This window comes from Halopseudomonas pelagia CL-AP6, assembly GCF_000410875.1.
Taxonomy (GTDB): domain Bacteria; phylum Pseudomonadota; class Gammaproteobacteria; order Pseudomonadales; family Pseudomonadaceae; genus Halopseudomonas; species Halopseudomonas pelagia.
Genome location: NZ_AROI01000004.1, coordinates 193,355 through 212,744 on the forward strand (window position 1 = coordinate 193,355; position 19,390 = coordinate 212,744).

General features: G+C 57.8%; 13 protein-coding genes. 8 read left to right on the top strand and 5 right to left on the bottom strand.

What is annotated here, in order from left to right:
* Nucleotides 1-149: 149 nt before the first annotated feature.
* Nucleotides 150-1,142, top strand: coding sequence for an outer membrane protein assembly factor BamD (locus K787_RS0103620; RefSeq protein ID WP_022961430.1), 993 nt, complete (start codon nucleotides 150-152; stop codon nucleotides 1,140-1,142).
* Nucleotides 1,143-1,228: 86 nt separating this feature from the next.
* Here K787_RS0103620 and K787_RS0103625 read toward each other — a convergent pair whose 3' ends face one another.
* A complete protein-coding gene (locus K787_RS0103625) occupies nucleotides 1,229-2,860 on the bottom strand; it encodes an NAD+ synthase (RefSeq protein ID WP_022961431.1) in 1,632 nt (543 codons plus the stop codon).
* 135 nt (nucleotides 2,861-2,995) lie between these two features.
* Between K787_RS0103625 and K787_RS0103630 the strand changes: the two genes are divergently transcribed.
* The 3 genes from K787_RS0103630 to K787_RS0103640 all read left to right on the top strand — a co-directional run bounded on the left by K787_RS0103630 (nucleotide 2,996) and on the right by K787_RS0103640 (nucleotide 6,239).
* The gene (locus K787_RS0103630; protein WP_022961432.1) at nucleotides 2,996-3,232 is read left to right on the top strand and encodes a PP0621 family protein; all 237 of its coding nucleotides are present in this window, start codon (nucleotides 2,996-2,998) and stop codon (nucleotides 3,230-3,232) included.
* Entirely contained in the window at nucleotides 3,225-4,805 is a 1,581-nt protein-coding gene (locus K787_RS0103635) for a sensor histidine kinase (RefSeq protein ID WP_052185305.1), read from the top strand. The genes K787_RS0103630 and K787_RS0103635 overlap by 8 nt, the downstream gene beginning before the upstream one ends.
* A 90-nt stretch (nucleotides 4,806-4,895) precedes the next feature.
* Entirely contained in the window at nucleotides 4,896-6,239 is a 1,344-nt protein-coding gene (locus K787_RS0103640; protein WP_022961434.1) for a sigma-54-dependent transcriptional regulator, read from the top strand.
* On the opposite strand, the gene thiO is transcribed toward K787_RS0103640, so the two are convergent.
* A complete protein-coding gene (gene thiO / locus K787_RS0103645) occupies nucleotides 6,236-7,339 on the bottom strand; it encodes a glycine oxidase ThiO (protein WP_022961435.1) in 1,104 nt (367 codons plus the stop codon). The genes K787_RS0103640 and thiO overlap by 4 nt on opposite strands.
* Nucleotides 7,340-7,575: 236 nt before the next feature.
* Between thiO and mqo the strand changes: the two genes are divergently transcribed.
* A complete protein-coding gene (mqo, locus tag K787_RS0103650) occupies nucleotides 7,576-9,060 on the top strand; it encodes a malate dehydrogenase (quinone) (protein WP_022961436.1) in 1,485 nt (494 codons plus the stop codon).
* Nucleotides 9,061-9,091: 31 nt separating this feature from the next.
* Here the strand turns inward: mqo and K787_RS22060 are convergent, their stop codons facing one another.
* From K787_RS22060 to K787_RS22065, 3 genes are all read right to left on the bottom strand, one after another.
* Nucleotides 9,092-9,844: a substrate-binding periplasmic protein gene (locus tag K787_RS22060; RefSeq protein ID WP_161785933.1), complete on the bottom strand. Its 753-nt coding sequence runs from the start codon at nucleotides 9,842-9,844 to the stop codon at nucleotides 9,092-9,094.
* A gap of 249 nt (nucleotides 9,845-10,093) precedes the next feature.
* Nucleotides 10,094-11,350 carry a serine hydroxymethyltransferase gene (gene glyA / locus K787_RS0103660; RefSeq protein WP_022961438.1) on the bottom strand — a complete coding sequence of 419 codons (1,257 nt, stop codon included), beginning with the start codon at nucleotides 11,348-11,350 and terminating at the stop codon, nucleotides 10,094-10,096.
* Between the two features lie 110 nt (nucleotides 11,351-11,460).
* Nucleotides 11,461-15,324 (bottom strand): sensor domain-containing protein, encoded by a 3,864-nt coding sequence (locus K787_RS22065; protein WP_022961439.1) that lies wholly within the window; start codon nucleotides 15,322-15,324, stop codon nucleotides 11,461-11,463.
* A 181-nt stretch (nucleotides 15,325-15,505) separates the two neighbouring features.
* On the opposite strand from K787_RS22065, the gene ettA reads away from it, so the two are divergent.
* The 3 genes from ettA (at nucleotide 15,506) to K787_RS0103680 (ending at nucleotide 19,092) form a co-directional block, all read left to right on the top strand.
* Nucleotides 15,506-17,170 (top strand): energy-dependent translational throttle protein EttA, encoded by a 1,665-nt coding sequence (ettA, locus tag K787_RS0103670; protein WP_022961440.1) that lies wholly within the window; start codon nucleotides 15,506-15,508, stop codon nucleotides 17,168-17,170.
* A 169-nt stretch (nucleotides 17,171-17,339) separates the two neighbouring features.
* Nucleotides 17,340-18,680, top strand: a complete 1,341-nt coding sequence (gdhA, locus tag K787_RS0103675; RefSeq protein WP_022961441.1) for an NADP-specific glutamate dehydrogenase — start codon at nucleotides 17,340-17,342, stop codon at nucleotides 18,678-18,680.
* Between the two features lie 55 nt (nucleotides 18,681-18,735).
* Nucleotides 18,736-19,092 (top strand): PilZ domain-containing protein, encoded by a 357-nt coding sequence (locus K787_RS0103680; RefSeq protein WP_022961442.1) that lies wholly within the window; start codon nucleotides 18,736-18,738, stop codon nucleotides 19,090-19,092.
* Nucleotides 19,093-19,390 lie beyond the last annotated feature (298 nt).

Sequence of the window (19,390 nt, forward strand, 5' to 3'; positions counted from 1 at the left end):
AATCCTTTTTGGAATCGGCTCTGCGCTGTGGTTAAATACGGCTTCTTTAAAGGCAATCCCCGATAACAGGGTTGCCTGTAAACAGGACCCAACTATAACAGGACGGCTGTTCCGGCAACAGCGTGTGGTCGTCCATCCGGATATCAACTATGTCGATGAAACACCTGCTGCTGGTTGCTGTGCTCGCTCTGACCGCTGCCTGCTCCTCGAATCCGAAGGTAATTGACGAGTCGCTAAGCGAGTCGGAGCTATACCTGATGGCCCAGGAAAATCTTGATGCCAACAACTATGGCCCGGCAATTGAAAGCCTGCGCGCGCTGGAATCACGTTATCCGTTCGGTCGCTTTGCCCAGCAGGCGCAGTTGGAACTGATTTACGCCTATTATCAGAATGCTGAGCCCGAAGCCGCCAAGTCGTCGGCTGATCGCTTTATTCGCCTGCATCCACAGCATCCCAACGTCGACTATGCCTACTACATGCGTGGCATGACCTCCTTTACCCGTGATGCCGGCATCTTCGAGCGCTTTCTGCCGCTAGACATGACCCGCCGCGATCCGGGCGCTGCACGCGATTCGTTCAACGAGTTTGCCCAGTTGGTCAGCCGTTATCCGGAAAGCCGTTATGCCCCGGATGCGCGCCTGCGCATGGTCTACCTGCGTAACCTGCTGGCCGCTTACGATGTGCATGTTGGCCATTACTACTTGAAGCGTGATGCCCACCTGGCCGCTGCCAACCGCGGACGCTATGTGGTCGAGAATTTCCAGCAGACGCCATCCGTCGGTGATGGTCTGGCCCTGATGGTCGAGGCTTACCAACGGCTGGCCATGGACGACCTGGCCAACAGCGCTCTGGTTACCCTACAGGAAAATTACCCGCAGCACCCCAGCTTGCAGGATGGCCAATTCCGCCATCATGTTGAGCCTGCAGAGCAGCAAGCAGGTCGCCTGCGCGGCATGACGCTGGGCTTTATGGATCGAGTGCTGACACCACCGTCTCGCCAGGCTGGCACCCAGATGGAAAGGGAAATGCAGAGCCAGTATCAGCAAGCCGTTGCCGCGATCCCACGGGAGATACGCACACCGCAGCAGGATCGCCAGACCCGTTCGATCTGGAGCAGAATTACCTTTGGGCTATTTGACTAGAGGTTGAGACTGCGCGGACAAAAAGCTGGCCGGATATCCGAGCCAGCTTTTTTATTGCCTGCTCTGCCAGCGCGAGCAGAACAGTATCAGTCCTCGACCGACCATCCTGAGGTGATCGGGTAACGTCGGTCCCGACCGAAGCCCCGCTGAGTAATGCGAGCGCCCACCGCTGCCTGACGGCGCTTGTATTCATTGCGATCCACCAGCCGTACCACGCGAGTCACCACCTCTGCAGCGAAGCCCTTGGCGACGATATCGCTCGCGGACAGATCATGCTCTATATACAAGCGCAGGATTTCATCCAGCTCCGGATAGGCCGGTAACGAATCCTCATCCTTTTGATCCGGCGCCAGTTCTGCCGAGGGTGGACGGTCTATAACCCGCTGCGGAATCACCGGCCCCAGGCTGTTGCGGTACTCCGCAAGACGGAACACCAGCGTCTTGGGTACATCCTTGAGCACGTCAAAACCGCCCGCCATGTCGCCATACAATGTAGCGTAACCCACTGCCATCTCACTTTTGTTGCCGGTGGTCAGTACCAGGGCGCCGGTCTTGTTCGAGAGTGCCATCAACAGCGTGCCACGGCAGCGCGCCTGCAGATTTTCTTCGGTGGTATCTTTGGCCAAGCCAGCGAAAACCGGCTCCAATGTCTGCATGAAAGCCTCCACCATGGGCGCGATGGACAGCACCCGATAGGTTACATGTTGGGTGCGCGCCTGGGCTTCGGCGTCCTCCAGGCTCATACTTGAGGTGTAGTGGTAAGGCATCATGATCGCTTCGACATGCTCTGCTCCCAGCGCATCCACGGCCACTGCCAGCGTCAATGCCGAATCGATCCCCCCAGAAAGCCCCAGCAACACACCCTTGAAACCGCTCTTGCCAACATAGTCGCGCACCCCGAGCACCAGCGCCTGATAAACGCTTTCTTCCAGAGCAGGCAAGGCGGCCAGGCTGCCCTGACGCAGCTTGACCTGCTGAGCGTCATAGTCGACGTCCACTGGATGCAGACCCTCAGCGTAGGCTGGCGCACGCAGGGCGATATCACCCTGGCTACCCATTGCTATCGAGCCACCGTCAAACACCAGCTCATCCTGGCCGCCAACCTGGTTGACGTAAATCACCGGCATGCTGCCTTCGGCGCAGCGTTCCCTGAGCACAGCCTCGCGCTCGGCTTGCTTACCCATATGAAAAGGCGATGCATTCAGATTGAGCATCAAACGCGCGCCCACCTCTTTCGCCTGGGCCATCGGTTGCTGCTGCCAAATATCCTCGCAGATGGTTATGGCAACAGGCAGGCCATCAATCTGAACAACACAGGCTTGGTCACCTTCGGCAAAATAGCGTTTTTCGTCAAACACCTTGTAGTTAGGTAGATGCTGTTTGCTGTAGTGCGCCAACAGCTTGCCATCGGCAATCACTGCCGCACGATTGAAACACTTACCCTGCTCCTGCCACGGGTACCCAACCACCACATAGATGCCTTTGCAGGCATCGGTCAAGTGTTGCAAAGCCGCTGCAATACGCGCCTGCATACTGGAGCGCAGCAGAAGATCCTCTGGTGGGTAGCCGCACAAGGCCAATTCCGGAAATACAATTACCCTGGCTTGCAGCTCGTCACGCGCATAACAGGCAGACTCGATGATCCTCTGCAAATTACCCTGGATATCCCCGACCCGTAGATTCAACTGCGCCATCACAACGCGGAGGGTGGCTGTCATTGTCGATCTCCTGATTCATAATGCTGCCATTGTCAGGCATGCTGCACACAGCCGCAATAATACGCCGCGAGATGCTTTACCGAGCGCTTGAGCTTCACGCGCTATACTTGAATGTGAATTTTACAGGACGGACAGATGGGTCTGATCAAACTGATAATACTGGTGGCCGTGATCATTGGCGTGGTAATGCTCTGGCGGCGATTTAAGGCATGGCAGATCTCTAGCCAGCAAACGAGCTCCACTCCCAACCAGCCGCCGCTGATGGTGCGCTGCGCCGAGTGTCAGCTGCACTTGCCCAAGGACCAGGCCATACAAGCCGGGAACCAATGGTACTGCTGTGACGCTCACCGCGCTGCCCGGCATCATGACTGAGGTCATCGATTACCAACGGCCACGCATCCTGCGTATCTATAACATCTATCGCGTTATTCTCGGGTTTTTCCTGACCATCCTCACCAGCGGCGCACTGCGCGATGGGCTGCTGGATTTGAACAACCCCCAGCTGTATGAAATGGTCAGCTGGTTTTACCTGTTTATCAACTTACTGATTGCGCTAATGCTCCATCGGGGTAAGCGCGACGTACACTTGTTCGTGCTCTCGGTGCTGGACATCTTTCTGCTAGGCAGCATTTTTTATGCTGCAGGTGGCGCCGGCAGCGGCTTTGGCAACCTGCTGTTGATACCGGTTGCCGCCGGCAATATCCTGCTCCACGGTCGCATTGGCTTGCTGCTGGCCGCGCTGGCCAGCCTGGTGACCATCTACCTGACCTTCTACCTCAGTTTGGCCAGCCCCGGTGAAGCGCAGAGTTATCTGCAGGCAGGCGTGCTGGGCGGCATTTATTTCGCCGTTGCACTCTTCGTGCAGCGTGTGAGCAAACGCCTGCGCCAGTCAGAAAGCCTCGCCAGCCAGCAAGCGGCCAGCCTCGCCAGCCTGGAAAAACTCAACCAATTGATTATCCAACGCATGCGCACAGGCATTATGGTGATCGCGCGGCGGCAGAATGTGTTGCTAGCCAATGAAGCCGCCGCACAAATGCTCGGCAAACCGATTATCCGTGGCATGCCGCTGGACGATCTGGCTATCGGCCTGGCTCAACGCTTGCGTCAATGGCAAGACAACCCTTCAGTACGCACCTTACCTTTTAATAACCACAGCGGCGGCGCAGAAATCACCGCCAACTTCAAAACCCTAACCAGTGACGAAGGCGAAACAGTCCTGATTTTTCTGGAAGACAACACGCAGGTAGCACAGCAGGCCCAACAACTTAAACTGGCTTCTCTTGGCCGTTTAACCGCAAGCATCGCCCACGAGATTCGCAACCCCTTGGGAGCAATCAGCCACGCGGCGCAGCTCCTCAGCGAATCGGAACACCTTCCCGCCCAGGACAAACGACTAAGCGACATTATTCAGCAGCAATCCAAGCGGATGAACCGGGTCATAGAAACGGTGCTCGAACTGTCCAGACGGCGACCCAGCGAGCCGCAATTGGTCGATCTGACCTTGTGGCTGGAACAGTTCGCCGACACCTTCGGCGCCAGCCAGCCCGCATCCGACCATCTTGAGCTTGAAATTAGCCAGCCAGGCATCATGACACGCATGGACCCCAACCAGCTCAACCAGGTAATAGATAACCTGTGCGCCAATGCCCTGCGCTACAGCGGCCCCGAGGGCCAGCCTCGCACTATATGGCTGAAGCTCTATATCCACGCTGACTCGGATCTGCCCATCCTGGAGGTACTCGACCATGGACCTGGGATTACAGAAGAGCATATCGGTCACATTTTCGAGCCCTTCTACACTACTGAGACCACCGGCACCGGCTTGGGCCTGTATATTTCCCGCGAACTCTGTGAAAGTAACCAGGCACGGCTGGAATACGAAGCCCTGGTACCCAGAGGCAGTTGCATGCGTATCACCTTTGCCCATCCCCGACGCCTTGTATAATGTTGCAGGGCCAGACGCTGGCCCTAGCCGTGCCGCTGCGAGACCAAACGTGCCGCCAAGAGACCCAAAAAAGGAGCCTGAGAGCGCCCAATGAATACCCCGACGGTACTGATCATTGACGACGAGCCCGACATTGTCGAATTGCTCGAAATGACTCTGCAACGCATGCAGGTAAAAACCTGCAGTGCCATCACCATGACCCAGGCGATTGACAAGCTAGGCAGACAGCCGTTTGATCTGTGCCTGACCGATATGCGCCTGCCCGATGGCGATGGCCTGGCCATCGTGCGACATATCCAGCAGCATCATCCACAAACACCGGTGGCGATGATTACCGCCTACGGCAGTCTGGATACGGCGATTAATGCGCTCAAGGCCGGTGCCTTCGACTTCCTCACCAAACCCGTGGACCTGAAGCGGCTACGCGAGCTGGTTAACACCGCCCTGCGCTTGAACCAAGGTGAACGATCTACTACCCCGGAAGACCAGGCCGACCCCATTCTGGGGGTTTCACCTCCGATCATTCAACTGCGCTCACAGATCGCCAAATTGGCACGTAGCCAAGCGCCGCTGTACATTAGCGGTGAGTCAGGCAGCGGCAAAGAACTGGTCGCCAGGCGGATTCACGCCCTGGGAGCGCGGGCCGAACAGCCGTTTGTGCCAGTCAACTGCGGAGCTATACCCTCGGAACTGATGGAAAGTGAGTTTTTCGGCCACCGGCGCGGTAGCTTTACCGGCGCCATTGCAGACAAGCTCGGCCTGTTCCAGGCGGCCTCTGGTGGTACCCTGTTTCTCGATGAGGTGGCCGATCTGCCGATGGCCATGCAAGTGAAGCTGCTGCGCGCCATTCAGGAAAAAGCCGTACGCCCGCTGGGCACGCAGCAGGAAGAGGCGGTGGATATCCGGCTCCTGTGTGCAACCCACAAGGATTTAGCGGCTGAAGTGGCGGCCGGGCGTTTTCGCCAGGATCTGTTTTATCGTATCAATGTCATCGAGCTGCGCGTACCGCCACTACGCGAACGCCGTGAAGATATACCGCTGCTAACCCGGCACATCCTCGCCCGGCTTGCCCTGCGCAACGACATGCCGCCATCTGAGGTCAGCCCGGAAACCCTCGAGCGGCTGAGCAACTATCGCTTCCCAGGCAATGTGCGCGAGCTGGAGAACATTCTTGAGCGCGCCTTTACCTTGTGCGAAGGTCAGTTGATCAATACCCATGACATTCACATCGCTCCCTGTAGCAGTTCCCAGCATGGACAGCCCGCGCTTACCCAAATTGATTCACTGGAAGACTATCTAGACAACATCGAGCGCACCGCCATCAACCAGGCACTGGAGGAAACCCGCTGGAACAAGACCGCCGCCGCCAAACGACTCGGGCTGACCTTCCGCTCCTTGCGCTATCGGTTGAAAAAGCTCGGCATGGAAGATTAACCAACGGGTATCAAACGGCCAGCGGGAGCATAGGGCCGTGGATCAATGATCGGCGCGGCATCCGTCATGAGGTCGGCCAACAGCCGACAGGATGCAGGCGCCAGCACCAAGCCATTGCGATAGTGACCGGTGTTCAGCCACAACCCAGCGTAGCCCGGTACAGGGCCGATGTAGGGAATACCGTCTGGCGAACCTGGGCGCAAGCCCGCCCAATGGGCCACCGGTTGCACATCCGCCAGCGCGGGGAGCATCGCCGCTGCTGACGCCCGCAATGCATCGAGCGCCTCCTGGGTGGTGCGCTTGTCAAAGCCAGCATGCTCCAGGGTACTACCGAACAGCACGTGGCCGTCGCGCCGGGGGATGGCATAGCGCCCCTCGAACAGCACCATGCTCGGCAACCAGCCGGGCGCGGTCTTGTAGAGAATCATCTGCCCCTTGACCGGCTCTACCGCAAGCTCCAGGCCGAGTTCGGCCAGCCACGCCCCACTCCAGGCGCCAGCTGCCAGTACCACCGCATCGGCTGCATATTGTGTGGTACCAGCCCAGACGCCGCGAACCTTGCCCTGCTCCAGCCACAGGTGCGTCACTGGCGTATTTTCCAGCAGCCGAAAACCTTCATGCTGTTGCAAACGTGTTCGCAATGCCGCCATCAAGCGCGGATTGCGCACATTGGCGACGTCTGGCTGCCATAGCGCTTGCTGGAATCCTTCGGCCAGATGCGGTACCTGTTGATAGATAAAATCTGCATCGACCGACCGCAGCGGCTTTTGCTGCGCAGCCGCCCAGCGCAGGGCTTCGGCCTGCTCGGCGTGATCAAGCCAAAGCAGGCCACAGGGGTTGACCTCAGGATCAGTGCCCGTCGCCCGCGCGAGCGCGTCGGCCCATGGCGGATAGAACCCCTGGGACCAGTTAGCCAGCGCACTGATAGGCTGGCTATAACGCCAGGGATATAGCGGCGACACTATCCCGCCGCCCGCCCATGACGCTTCCTGCCCGGTCAGCCGCCGTTCAATCAAGCAGACGGCAAAGCCCTGCTCGAGCAAATTCAAAGCACTGAGGCAGCCCACTACTCCCCCACCTATCACAATCACCTGCTGCAATGGATGCCCCCTGTTCAGATGCCGGCACGGCAAAATACTCACCCAGCTTAAACCATATGGCCGGCGCCGGTCATGTGCCAAAGCGCTATCCAGACGTGTTAGCTATGCATTACCGATGTGTTACAAGGCATGCTAAAACCCGAATGTTAGACCTTCTGACTAGCCCTGGCATATGTCACTTGCGCTGATAAACCGGTATTATTGGCGTCGATTTTCATGCAAAAGGCGACATGTTAATGACAGCAAAGAACATAGACGTATTGCTTGTCGGTGGGGGCGTCATGAGCGCCACCCTTGGAATGTTGCTCAAACAGTTGGACCCGGCTATGACCATTACCCTGGTCGAACGCCTGGACCACGTTGCCCACGAAAGCACGGACGGCTGGAATAACGCGGGGACAGGCCATGCTGGCTACTGTGAGCTGAACTACACTCCTGAAGGCACCGACGGCACCATCACTATCGATCGAGCATTGGCCATCAATGCCTCATTCGAGGTGACCCTGCAGTTCTGGTCGTACCTGGTGGAACAAAAAATCCTCCCGGAACCCCCGTCCTTTATCAACCCGACACCGCACCAGAGCTTTGTTTGGGGCGACAAAGACACTGATTTCCTCCGGCGCCGGCATGCCATGCTCAGTGCGCACCACCTGTTTGCCGACATGCAGTTCAGCGACTCTGCCGCACAGATCAACGAGTGGATGCCGTTGGTCATGAAGCAACGCAGTGCCGATCAGACAGTAGCTGCTACCCGAGTGGACTTTGGTTCAGACGTGGATTTTGGCTCACTGACCCGCAGCATGATCAAACACCTGGAGAGCAAAGAGAACTTCAACCTGTGGCTCAACCACTCGGTCAACTCCTTGAAGAAAAGCAAACGCGGTCATTGGCGCGTTGCGGTCCAGGATGAGAAGACCGGCGAAGAAAAAATGCTCAACGCCAAGTTCGTTTTCCTTGGTGCCGGCGGCGGCTCGTTGCCCTTGCTGCAAAAATCGCAGATTGATGAGAGTGAGGGTTACGGCGGCTTTCCGGTCAGCGGCCAGTGGTTGGTCTGCAAAAACCCGGAAATTGTCAGCCAACATAACTCCAAGGTGTATGGCAAAGCCCCCACGGGCGCGCCGCCGATGTCGGTGCCGCACCTGGATACGCGCATCATCAATGGTGAGCCAGCGCTGCTGTTCGGTCCGTTCGCTGGCTTCACTACCAAGTTCTTGAAAAAGGGCTCGGTATTTGACCTTTTTTCTTCAGTTAAAACCTATAACGTTGCGCCAATGATGGCGGTGGGCCGGGACAATATGGACCTGACTCGCTACCTCATTGCGGAATCTTTCCAGTCGCACAAGGACCGTGTCGCTTCATTGCGTAACTTTTTCCCCGAAGCGGATGAAAAGAATTGGAAGCTGCAGGACGCAGGCATGCGCGTACAAATCATCAAGAAAGATGCCAAGGGGCATGGCAAGCTGGAGTTTGGCACTGAGATCGTTGCCGCCAAGGATGGCTCCCTGGCGGCGCTGCTGGGTGCCTCGCCCGGAGCCTCGACTGCGGTGCAGGCGATGATTGACGTACTTGAGCGTTGCTTCCAGGACCGTATCAATACGCCCGAGTGGCAAGCACGAATGAAGGATCTGGTACCGTCCTACGGCCAATCGCTGATCAAGGATGCAGAACTATTGAAACAGGTTCGCAGCCGCACCCTCAGCACGCTTCAGTTACGCCGATAGGCAAGCTGGTAGGGGCCGGAACGACCGTCCCCTACCTGCTCTCCTTCTCCTTCTGCTGCAGTTGCAAGCGCTTTGCCACGTCCAGCTCTACCCCTTCCGCCGCGAGCTCATCAAAGGCGCGATCAAGATCCACTTTCAACTGGTCAGCAAAACCCGACTGGCGTGACAATACGAAGCGCATGGGATGCTCGGCGATTTTGATATAAGGGAGCGGCTCAAGACCCATACTGGCCACTATCGGATCCACTTGCGCACGGTAGTTGAGCAAAAAGTCGGCCCGCCCTCGCAGTAGCATCTCCACCGCCCCAGCATGCGAAATACTTGACGCAAAACTGATTCCCAGCGCCGGGTCCTGCAAACGATCGAGGAGCGATTTGATATAGGTGTAGTTGGTAATGACGATCAGCCGCTTACCCTGCAAATCCCCAGGCCAAACCGGTCGCGGACGACCCGGAAGGTAATACAGGTTGATCCACACCTGGGCCAGATCCCGTTCCGTTAACAGGGTAAAATCATCCAGACCCGGTTTGTTGACGATGCCAGGCCACAGATGTACATCGCCGTCCTCCAGGCCTCGCCATATTCGTGCGCTGGGCAAAATCCGCAGATTGGCCTGGTAACCGGCACGATCAAGCAGCAACCGGGTGAGATCGACCATCGCGCCTGCAGGCGCTCCCTGCTTATCCAGGTAAGAGTAATCCGGAAAGGCCATGATCCCGACCTCTACCAGCTGCGGGGCATCGGATTGTTCCAATTCCGCGCCCGCAGCAGACCAGGACAACATGCCGAGCATCAGTGTGGCGCAGCAGAGGGCCGATAAGCGCGCCCGCGCTTGGTGCTGTCGTTTTATTCCTTGCAACCCTTGCCTCACTGATATCAGACGTACACACCGCACAAAAACCGTGCGCAATGGTAACAAAATCCGTCAAATTTTAAACGCCATAAAAATAGCCCTTAATGGATGACCAGCATCAGACGAATAAAAAAACCCCCGTTAGCATGCGCTAACGGGGGTTCGTTGGGCCCGCTCGACTCAGTCAGTGTAGACCGGTAGCCGCGAACAGATGCTCTGCACCTGACCGCGCACACGCTCAATCACTGACTCGTCGCCCATATTATCCAGTACGTCACAGATCCAACCGGCCAGATCACGGCAGTCAGCTTCATTGAAGCCGCGGGTAGTCACTGCGGGCGTACCAATGCGCAGACCGGAGGTCACAAACGGCGAACGCGGATCATTCGGGACCGCATTCTTGTTGACCGTGATATGCGCGCGCCCCAGTGCCGCGTCGGCATCCTTACCGGTAATGTCCTGCTTGATCAGCGACAACAGAAACAAATGATTCTGGGTGCCACCTGAAACTACGTCAAAGCCCCGCCCAATAAAGACACCCGCCATCGCCTGGGCGTTTTTCACTACCAGCTGCTGGTAGGTTTTGAACTCAGGACTCATGGCTTCCTTGAAGCAGATCGCCTTGGCAGCGATGACGTGCATCAGCGGACCGCCCTGGCCTCCTGGGAACACCGCAGAATTAAGCTTTTTCTCCAGCGCCTCGTTAGCTCGGGCCAGAATCAGACCGCCGCGCGGGCCGCGCAGGGTCTTGTGTGTCGTGGTAGTGACCACATCGGCAAAGGGTACCGGATTGGGGTAAACACCCGCGGCGACCAGACCAGCAACGTGGGCCATATCAACAAACAGATAGGCGCCAACCTTGTCGGCAATCTCGCGGAAGCGAGCAAAGTCCAATACCTGCGAATAGGCAGAAAAACCGGCAATGATCATCTTCGGTTGGTGCTCAACCGCCAAGGCTTCGACCTCGTCATAGTCGATCAGGCCGGTGTCGGTATTAATACCGTACTGCACCGCATTGTAATGCTTGCCAGAAAAGTTCACCGAGGCGCCATGGGTCAGGTGCCCCCCATGAGCCAGGCTCATGCCCAGGATAGTATCGCCGGGGGTCAGCAGCGCTTGAAAGACGGCACTGTTAGCCTGCGAGCCCGCATGTGGCTGGACGTTGGCGTAATCAGCACCAAACAGCGCCTTGGCGCGATCAATAGCCAATTGCTCGGCAATATCGACAAACTCGCAACCACCGTAATAACGCTTGCCGGGGTAACCTTCAGCGTACTTGTTGGTCAGCACCGAACCCTGAGCCTGCATGACCGCAGGACTGGTGTAGTTCTCTGAGGCGATAAGTTCGATGTGGTCTTCCTGACGCACAGACTCCTGCTGCATGGCAGCCCACAGCTCGGCATCAAAGGTAGCTATATCGTTAGAACGGCTAAACATGTCGCGGCCCCCTGCAAGGACGTTCAAATTAAGCCGGGGATTTTAACGCAAGCGGCCGCGTCTAGCACATGAAAAGCACTCAAGCGTTGCACAAAATCGTTTCACACCGATTAAGAGTGCGGCAGCAGATGGTCTGACAACAGCTTGGCGGCAGGCACCGGATGACCCAGCAGGAAGCCTTGCACCTCGTCACAACCGAAGCCAACCAGTAATCCCAACTGTTCGAGTGTTTCTACCCCTTCGGCGATAACACGCAGTTGCAGGCTGCGTCCCAATGCCACGATAGCCTTGGCTAGGCGCGTATCCCGATTGCCGGCGTGCATAGCTTGAATAAAACTGCGGTCGATTTTCAGCGTGTCGATCGGGAAGTCTTTCAGGTAGTTCAAAGAAGAATAGCCAGTACCGAAATCGTCCACGGCGATTTCCACACCCAACGCCTTCAAGGCCGCGAGGGTTTGCATGGTCTCTTCCACATCTTGCAACAGCACGCTTTCGGTCAGCTCGAGCTCGATAGTGCTCGGATCAATCGCATAACGTGCCATGATCGTACCCACCTGCTCTGCCAGTCGCCCCTCAGTGAACTGCCGGGCCGACAAATTGATCGCCAGACGCGGCAGATGATGACCGGCATCGCGCCACTCGGCCATCTGCCTACAGGCACGGTCCAAGACCCATTCGCCCAATACACCCAACATACCAATTTCCTCGGCCATCGGCACAAACACCGCCGGAGAGATCGCGCCCTGGATCGGGTGTTGCCAACGCAACAGCGCTTCGGCACCCGTCAGGCGCCGGCTGGCACAGTCAAATTGCGGCTGGTAATGCAGTGTCAGTGCATCGTCTTGCAGGGCGCGGCGCAGGTCACCTTCCAGGCTCAATCGCTCCAACGCCCGGGCATTCATATCAGCCTGGTAGAACTGGAAGGTGTCCTTGCCTGCCGCCTTGGCATGATACATCGCGGTGTCGGCGTTCTTCAGTAGCGAACTGACCTCAACGCCGTCTTGCGGATAGAGCGCCAAACCAATACTGGCGCTGATGAAAAACTCCCGCTCCTGAAGGCAAAAGGCCGGCACCAGGGCGGCCAGTATTTTTTCCGCCACATGAATACCCGAACCCATTGCCGCTTCCCGGTCAGCCAGGCCCGGCAACAACATGGTGAATTCATCCCCGCCCATGCGTGCCACGGTATCGCTCTCGCGCACGCAGTCGCGCAGGCGCCGCGCCACCTCCTTGAGCATCGCATCCCCTGCGGCGTGGCCCAGCGTATCGTTGATCGGCTTGAAGCGATCCAGATCCAGGAACAGCACCGCGACCCATTCATCGCGCCGCTCCGCCTGCTGCAATGCGCTACGCAGTCGGTCCTGGAACAAGGTGCGATTGGCTAGTCCGGTGAGTGCATCGTAATACGCCAGACTCTCGATTCGCGCTTCGCTGGCCTTGCGCTCACTGATGTCAACGAAGAAGCACACATAGCTGACCAAATCGCCTTCATTATCACGCACGGCGGTGATCCCGGCCCAGGCCGGAAATTGCTCGCCGCACTTGCGCCGCAGCCATATTTCACCTTCCCAACGGCTCTGCTCACGCAACGTACGCAGGATGCCTGGGTAAAAGCGCTCGTCATGCACGCTTGACTCTAACAGCCTCGGAGTCTGGTCGATGATCTCAGCAGCGCTGTAGCCGGTGATCTGCGAGAAGTTCTCGTTAACCTGCACCACATAGCCCGCCGGGTCAGTGACCAGGATAGCGCCAGTGGTATTCTCGAACACAGTCGCCGCCATGCGCAGACGATTTTCGGTACGCCGTTGCTCGGTGATGTCGCGGGCGATTCCGAGCAGACCCAAAAACTCACCTTGTGGGCCCCACATCAGCGACAAGCGCAGCTCCATCGGGCACTTGCGGCCCTCGGCGGTAATGCAATCAAAGGTGATTTCTCGATAGAAACCCTCTTGCTGCAAACGCCGCGCCTCTTGCGGCGCACCCACCAGCGGCGCCAGGTCTTTGAGCACCTGGCCCATAAACCGATGGTACTCATCCCCGGCAACTATGTCGGCAAAGCCACGCCGAATAAGCTCTTCAGGCTCGTAACCAAGCAATGGTTTAACCGAGGGGCTGATGTAGTTCAGGCTGAAAGCAGCATCTGTCGACCAGATCACGTCGCTGATGTTTTCCGCCAGCAATCGGTAGCGCTGCTCACTGGTCTTCAACCGCTCGGTCGACTCACTCTGCGCGGTGACATCGCGAACCACGCCTATCAGCTGCCTGACGCGCCCGTCCGGCAAGCGCGACAGCACCTTGACCCGAAGGCTAAACCAATGCCAGCTGCCATCGCGGTGGCGCCAGCGCACTCGGCTTTCCTGCACCTTGTCATCCTGCAGAACCTGCTGCAAGTTGCGATTGATCAACATGGATTCGACATCATCGGGGTGCAGCAGCCGATCACGATAGTCCGCTGCCTGTACCTCAGGATCATCATCTGCATAGCCGAGCATCTGCGACAGCGAGCGATTACTGTAAACAAACTTCTGGCGCAACATGTCCTTAATGAACACCACGTCGGGCACCGCCTTGACCACCCCGGCCCAGAAACGCTCACGCTCGACCATGGACAACTCAACCCGCCGCCGGGTAGTGATATCAGAGATGCTCATTGTCACGGCATGGTAATCTTCCACCCGTTCGGGTAAACGCATGATCACCCACACATAGCGCGCAGCGCCAGTGGACGAGCGCAGTGGCGTTTCCATTTCCAGCCGGGGCTGACGCTCAATCACCGCGCGTATCAGCCGATAACGCGCCGTCTCCGGGCGGATCCGATCCGAGCGATGCAACAGCCGCTCAAGCCCATTCAGCGAGTCGAGCGCCAATAGGTCAAGCGTGATCTGGTTAGCGTCTACCACGCTCACGCATTCGAGCAGTTCACTGTGTGAATCCGGGTGCTGCTCCAGCCAGGTGTCCAGCAACGGCTGACTGGTAATGCCCTCCTGTAGCAATCGATCACGCAAGCTCGCCAGATTCAACTGGCACAACGCAATACCAACACCTTGAAACACGTCCTGATAGCGGCGCTCGGTATCTTCAATGGTACGAAAGGATTCGTAGGTGCGGGCCAACAGGTGACGATTGGCGCGGCGTAACCGGGTCAGAATCCATGCCACCGACACCAACACCAGGATAAAGCCGATCACCAGCAGCGCCTTGAAGCGAACAACCTGACCGAGGCGCTGCATATAGTAGTCTGGCTCTACTAACCCACGGACCTGCCACAGGCTACCAATAACGGGGGCGCTGACCACGACTTGATCGCGCTCTTGGCTGGTCATCGGCATGTTATCCAGGTAAACCAACCGTTCGCCTTGCTGCCGAGCCAGCACACGGGCATGCCCGGCATCCTCGAGCAACCAGGTATAGCCTTGAGCGGGCTGCGCAGACACCAGGCCGGAAATATCTCGATCATCCACCTCTAAAACCCAGGCGTGCTCAGCCCGGCGACTATCAACAATCCACAAAAGCGAGCCGCTACGCGGGTCCGAATCCAGTACATAAGGTTGCCCACTGACTGCCAGACCCCGCACCGAAGGCATCCAGGTGGGTGATGCCGGCCCAGAATAAGGTGTGTTCGGGCCGACCAGGGTCAGGTTGCGCAGCCCGGGCAGCAAGGTCTCGACAGCGAGCAAGGCTGAAGCTGGCGATTCGCTGTAGAGGCTATCGAGTAATTGCCCAAGAGCGGCGGACTTTACTTCAAGGTTAAGCGCCATCTGGCTGGCCGTCAGCCAGACCGACTCCTCAACCTGGATTTGATGTTGCAGGCGCAGCAAACGGTAATCCTGCGCGGCTTGCCACACCATCAGGCAGGTCAATAGCAGCCCGGCGATGGCGACCAGCAAAAAGCCAGTCCCCGCCGGACGCCAATCCTCTGGGGCAGCAGCGCTGTCAACGCATTGATCGGTGTCTAGGTTCTTATTGTTATTCAAGCGACTCACTTGCGAAAATGCGATTTAATTGCCAAGCATGCCATCACCTGGGCAGCGGAACAAATACCAAGGCAGATTTGCCCTGCACGCCCAGTTGGGCTAGCCTTGCGGGCAATCCTAGACCCAGCGTGAAACGCCACGATCAAGGCGCGCTCCACTTCCCCATATTAGGTTTCTGCACATGGCTCAATTTGTTTACAGTATGCATCGCGTCGGTAAAGTTGTACCGCCGAAAAACAAGATCCTCAAGGATATCTCCCTGTCCTTCTTCCCGGGCGCCAAAATCGGCGTACTGGGCCTGAACGGGTCGGGCAAATCCACGCTGCTGCGCATTATGGCCGGCGTAGATACCGAGATCGAAGGCGAAGCGCGGCCCATGCCCGGCATCAAGATCGGCTACCTGCCACAGGAGCCGGAACTCGATCCGAGCAAGACCGTGCGCGATATCGTTGAAGAGGCCGTAGGCGAGATCAAGCAGGCCCAGGCACGACTCGACGAGGTCTATGCCGCTTATGCCGAACCCGATGCCGACTTTGATGCTCTCGCCGCCGAACAGGCCAAACTGGAGGCTATCCTCCAGGCTGGTGACGGGCATAATCTCGAACGCCAACTGGAAGTCGCCGCCGATGCACTGCGGCTGCCAGCCTGGGACGCCAAGATTGAACACCTGTCCGGTGGCGAGAAGCGCCGGGTTGCCTTGTGCCGCCTGCTGCTCTCAGCCCCGGACATGCTGTTGCTCGACGAGCCAACCAACCACCTGGACGCCGACTCCGTCGCCTGGCTTGAGCATTTCCTGCATGATTTCCCCGGCACCGTGGTCGCCATCACCCACGATCGCTACTTTCTCGATAACGTTGCCGGCTGGATTCTCGAACTCGACCGTGGTCACGGCATCCCCTTTGAAGGCAACTACTCCCAGTGGCTGGAATCCAAGACTGCGCGTCTGGCCCAGGAAGCCAAACAGGAGTCCTCCCACTCCAAGGCCATGAAGGCCGAACTGGAATGGGTACGCCAGGGCGCCAAGGGTCGTCAGTCCAAATCCAAAGCCCGTTTGCAACGCTTTGAAGAACTGCAATCGCAGGAATTCCAAAAGCGCAGTGAAACCAATGAGATCTACATCCCCGCCGGCCCACGTCTGGGCGACAAGGTCATCGAGCTTAACAATGTCTGCAAGGCCTACGGCGACCGCGTATTGATCGATGATCTGAGCTTTGCTGTGCCCAAGGGCGCGATCATTGGCGTTATCGGCGGCAATGGTGCGGGTAAATCCACGCTGTTCCGCATGATTACCGGCAAGGAGCAGCCCGATAGCGGCAACATCGTGATCGGCGACACAGTCAAAATAGCCAGTGTCGACCAGAGCCGCGACCAGTTGGACGGCAACAAGACCGTGTGGGAACAGGTCTCTGATGGCTTCGACATGATCAAGGTTGGCAACTATGAAGTTCCGTCCAGAGGTTATGTTGGCCGCTTCAACTTCAAGGGCGCCGACCAGCAGAAGTTCGTCAAGGACCTCTCCGGTGGTGAGCGCGGGCGCCTGCACATGGCCCTGACACTGAAACAGGGTGCCAACGTGCTGCTGCTCGACGAACCTTCAAACGATCTGGACGTGGAAACCCTGCGCGCGCTGGAAGAAGCACTGCTGGATTTCCCCGGCTCCGCCATCGTGATCTCGCACGATCGCTGGTTCCTTGACCGTATCGCCACACATATCCTCTCCTACGAGGATGACGGCAAGGTCAACTTCTTCGAAGGCAACTACACCGAGTTTGAAGCCGACCGCAAGAAACGCCTTGGCGAAGCTGCCGCCCAGCCACACCGGGTGCGTTACAAGAAACTCGCTTGAATTTGGCATAACCGAACAAACGGCGGGCGGGTAACCCCGTCCGCCGTTTTTTTGCGCAGCGGCTGCACCCCAAGCAGCAAAGCAACCTGTTACCGCTAGCCCGGTTGGGCTATGCCGCGCCCGGTCAATTCTGATAGGGTTTGCGCTCCTTTAAAGCACGAGTCCATCCATGACCGACACCCTGCAGGCCTGCCTGGCCCATTTGCGTTTGCGTGACCCCGACCAGCCCGAGTTTCATCAAGCCGCAGAAGAAGTACTGAGCACCCTCTGGCCGTTCCTGCAAAAGCACCCCAAGTACCTCAACAACGGCATCATCGAACGGCTGATGGAGCCGGAACGCGTCATCATGTTTCGCGTACCTTGGGTCGATGATCGCGGCCAGGTGCACGTCAACCGTGGCTATCGTGTGCAAATGAACAGCGCTATCGGGCCCTACAAAGGTGGCCTGCGCTTTCACCCGACGGTCAATTTGGGGGTGCTCAAGTTCCTCGCCTTCGAGCAAGTGTTCAAAAATGCGCTGACGACGTTGTCAATGGGCGGTGGCAAAGGCGGCTCGGACTTCGACCCCAAGGCCAAGAGCGACGGTGAAGTCATGCGCTTTTGCCAGTCGTTTATGACCGAACTGGCACGCCACATAGGCGACAGCGTAGATGTGCCTGCGGGCGATATCGGCGTCGGCGCGCGCGAAATCGGCTATCTATATGGCCAATACCGGCGCATGCGCAATGAGTTCACCTCGGTACTGACCGGCAAGGGCCTGTCCTATGGCGGCAGCCTGATCCGTCCAGAAGCCACCGGTTACGGCTGCGTATACTTCGCCGAGCAAATGCTCAAACAGCGGCAACTGAGCATAGCCGGCAAACGTGTAGCGGTATCGGGCTCAGGCAACGTTGCGCAATTTGCCGCGCGCAAACTGATCGAGCTGGACGCCAAAGTGATCTCCTTGTCTGACTCCGGTGGCACCCTGCACTGTGCGGACGGCTTCAGTCTCGATCAATGGAACACGATTTACGCACTGAAAAATGACCGGCGCGGGCGCTTGCGAGAACTCGCTAACGAACCCGGGATGGCTTTTCTTGCCGACACCACACCCTGGCATCTACAGTGCGATATGGCTATGCCCTGCGCCACCCAGAACGAACTCAATACCAACGCCGCAAAGCAATTGCTCGACAATGGCTGCCTATGCGTCGCCGAGGGCGCCAATATGCCCTGCACGCTGGAAGCCATCGAGCAGTTCCAGCAGGCACGTATTCTTTTTGCGCCCGGCAAAGCCGCCAACGCCGGCGGCGTGGCAGTCAGCGGGCTGGAAATGTCACAGAACGCCACACGCTTGCATTGGAGCGCTGATAAAGTCGATTTACGCCTGCGCGAGATCATGCAATCGATCCATGAGGCCTGCGAACAATATGGCCGTCAGGAAGATGATTACATCGATTACGTGACGGGCGCCAATATCGCTGGGTTCGTTCGGGTAGCCGATGCGATGCTTGCACAGGGGGTCATTTGACCGTGCAAAAAGCAGCTATAGTTAGCGTATTGGCACAATGCCGGGGGGCTGATCGATGAATGATGACAGACGCCGCTTTACCCGCATTCCCTTTGATGCGCAGACCCGCCTGCATCAGGATGAGTGGAGTATCAGTGTGCAATTGGTTGATGTGTCGCTGCGCGGGCTATTGGTATTGCAACCCGCTGACTGGTCAAGCGCTAACCTGAAGGCGCCCTTCAACGCGGTCATTCAGCTCGCCGAAGGCAGCCAGATCTGCATGGATGTACACCTGGCCCATGCCGAAGAAGGGCTGCTTGGATTCGAGTGCGAGCATATCGACCTCGATTCCATCAGCCATCTGAAGCGCCTCGTGGCGTTGAATATGGGCGATGAAGCCTTGCTGGAAAGGGAGCTGCGCAGCCTGCTGTAAGTTCTGGGCCAGGTCTGGGAGTGTCGAGTTCCATCTCGACACAATCGCAGCAGCCACCCACCGCTGGCCGAGATGGAACTCGGCCTTCCCAGACAGCAAGCTCAACTCTAACGACGACCCACCCCCTGGGAGTGTCGAGTTCCATCTCGACACAATCGCACCAGCCAACCACCGCTGGCCGAGGTGGAACTCGGCCTTCCCAGACAGCAAGCCCAACTCTAACGACGACCCACCCCCTGGGAGTGTCGAGTTCCATCTCGACACAACCGCACCAGCCTACCACCGCTGGCCGAGGTGG

Excerpts from the sequence above, each read along its gene's own strand:
- K787_RS0103620 (WP_022961430.1), top strand. The coding sequence starts at position 150 with ATGTCGATGAAACACCTGCTGCTGGTTGCTGTGCTCGCTCTGACCGCT.
- K787_RS0103625 (WP_022961431.1), bottom strand. The coding sequence starts at position 2,860 with ATGACAGCCACCCTCCGCGTTGTGATGGCGCAGTTGAATCTACGGGTC.
- K787_RS0103630 (WP_022961432.1), top strand. The coding sequence starts at position 2,996 with ATGGGTCTGATCAAACTGATAATACTGGTGGCCGTGATCATTGGCGTG.
- K787_RS0103635 (WP_052185305.1), top strand. The coding sequence starts at position 3,225 with ATGACTGAGGTCATCGATTACCAACGGCCACGCATCCTGCGTATCTAT.
- K787_RS0103640 (WP_022961434.1), top strand. The coding sequence starts at position 4,896 with ATGAATACCCCGACGGTACTGATCATTGACGACGAGCCCGACATTGTC.
- mqo (WP_022961436.1), top strand. The coding sequence starts at position 7,576 with ATGACAGCAAAGAACATAGACGTATTGCTTGTCGGTGGGGGCGTCATG.
- K787_RS22060 (WP_161785933.1), bottom strand. The coding sequence starts at position 9,844 with ATGTTGTCCTGGTCTGCTGCGGGCGCGGAATTGGAACAATCCGATGCC.
- glyA (WP_022961438.1), bottom strand. The coding sequence starts at position 11,350 with ATGTTTAGCCGTTCTAACGATATAGCTACCTTTGATGCCGAGCTGTGG.
- ettA (WP_022961440.1), top strand. The coding sequence starts at position 15,506 with ATGGCTCAATTTGTTTACAGTATGCATCGCGTCGGTAAAGTTGTACCG.
- gdhA (WP_022961441.1), top strand. The coding sequence starts at position 17,340 with ATGACCGACACCCTGCAGGCCTGCCTGGCCCATTTGCGTTTGCGTGAC.
- K787_RS0103680 (WP_022961442.1), top strand. The coding sequence starts at position 18,736 with ATGAATGATGACAGACGCCGCTTTACCCGCATTCCCTTTGATGCGCAG.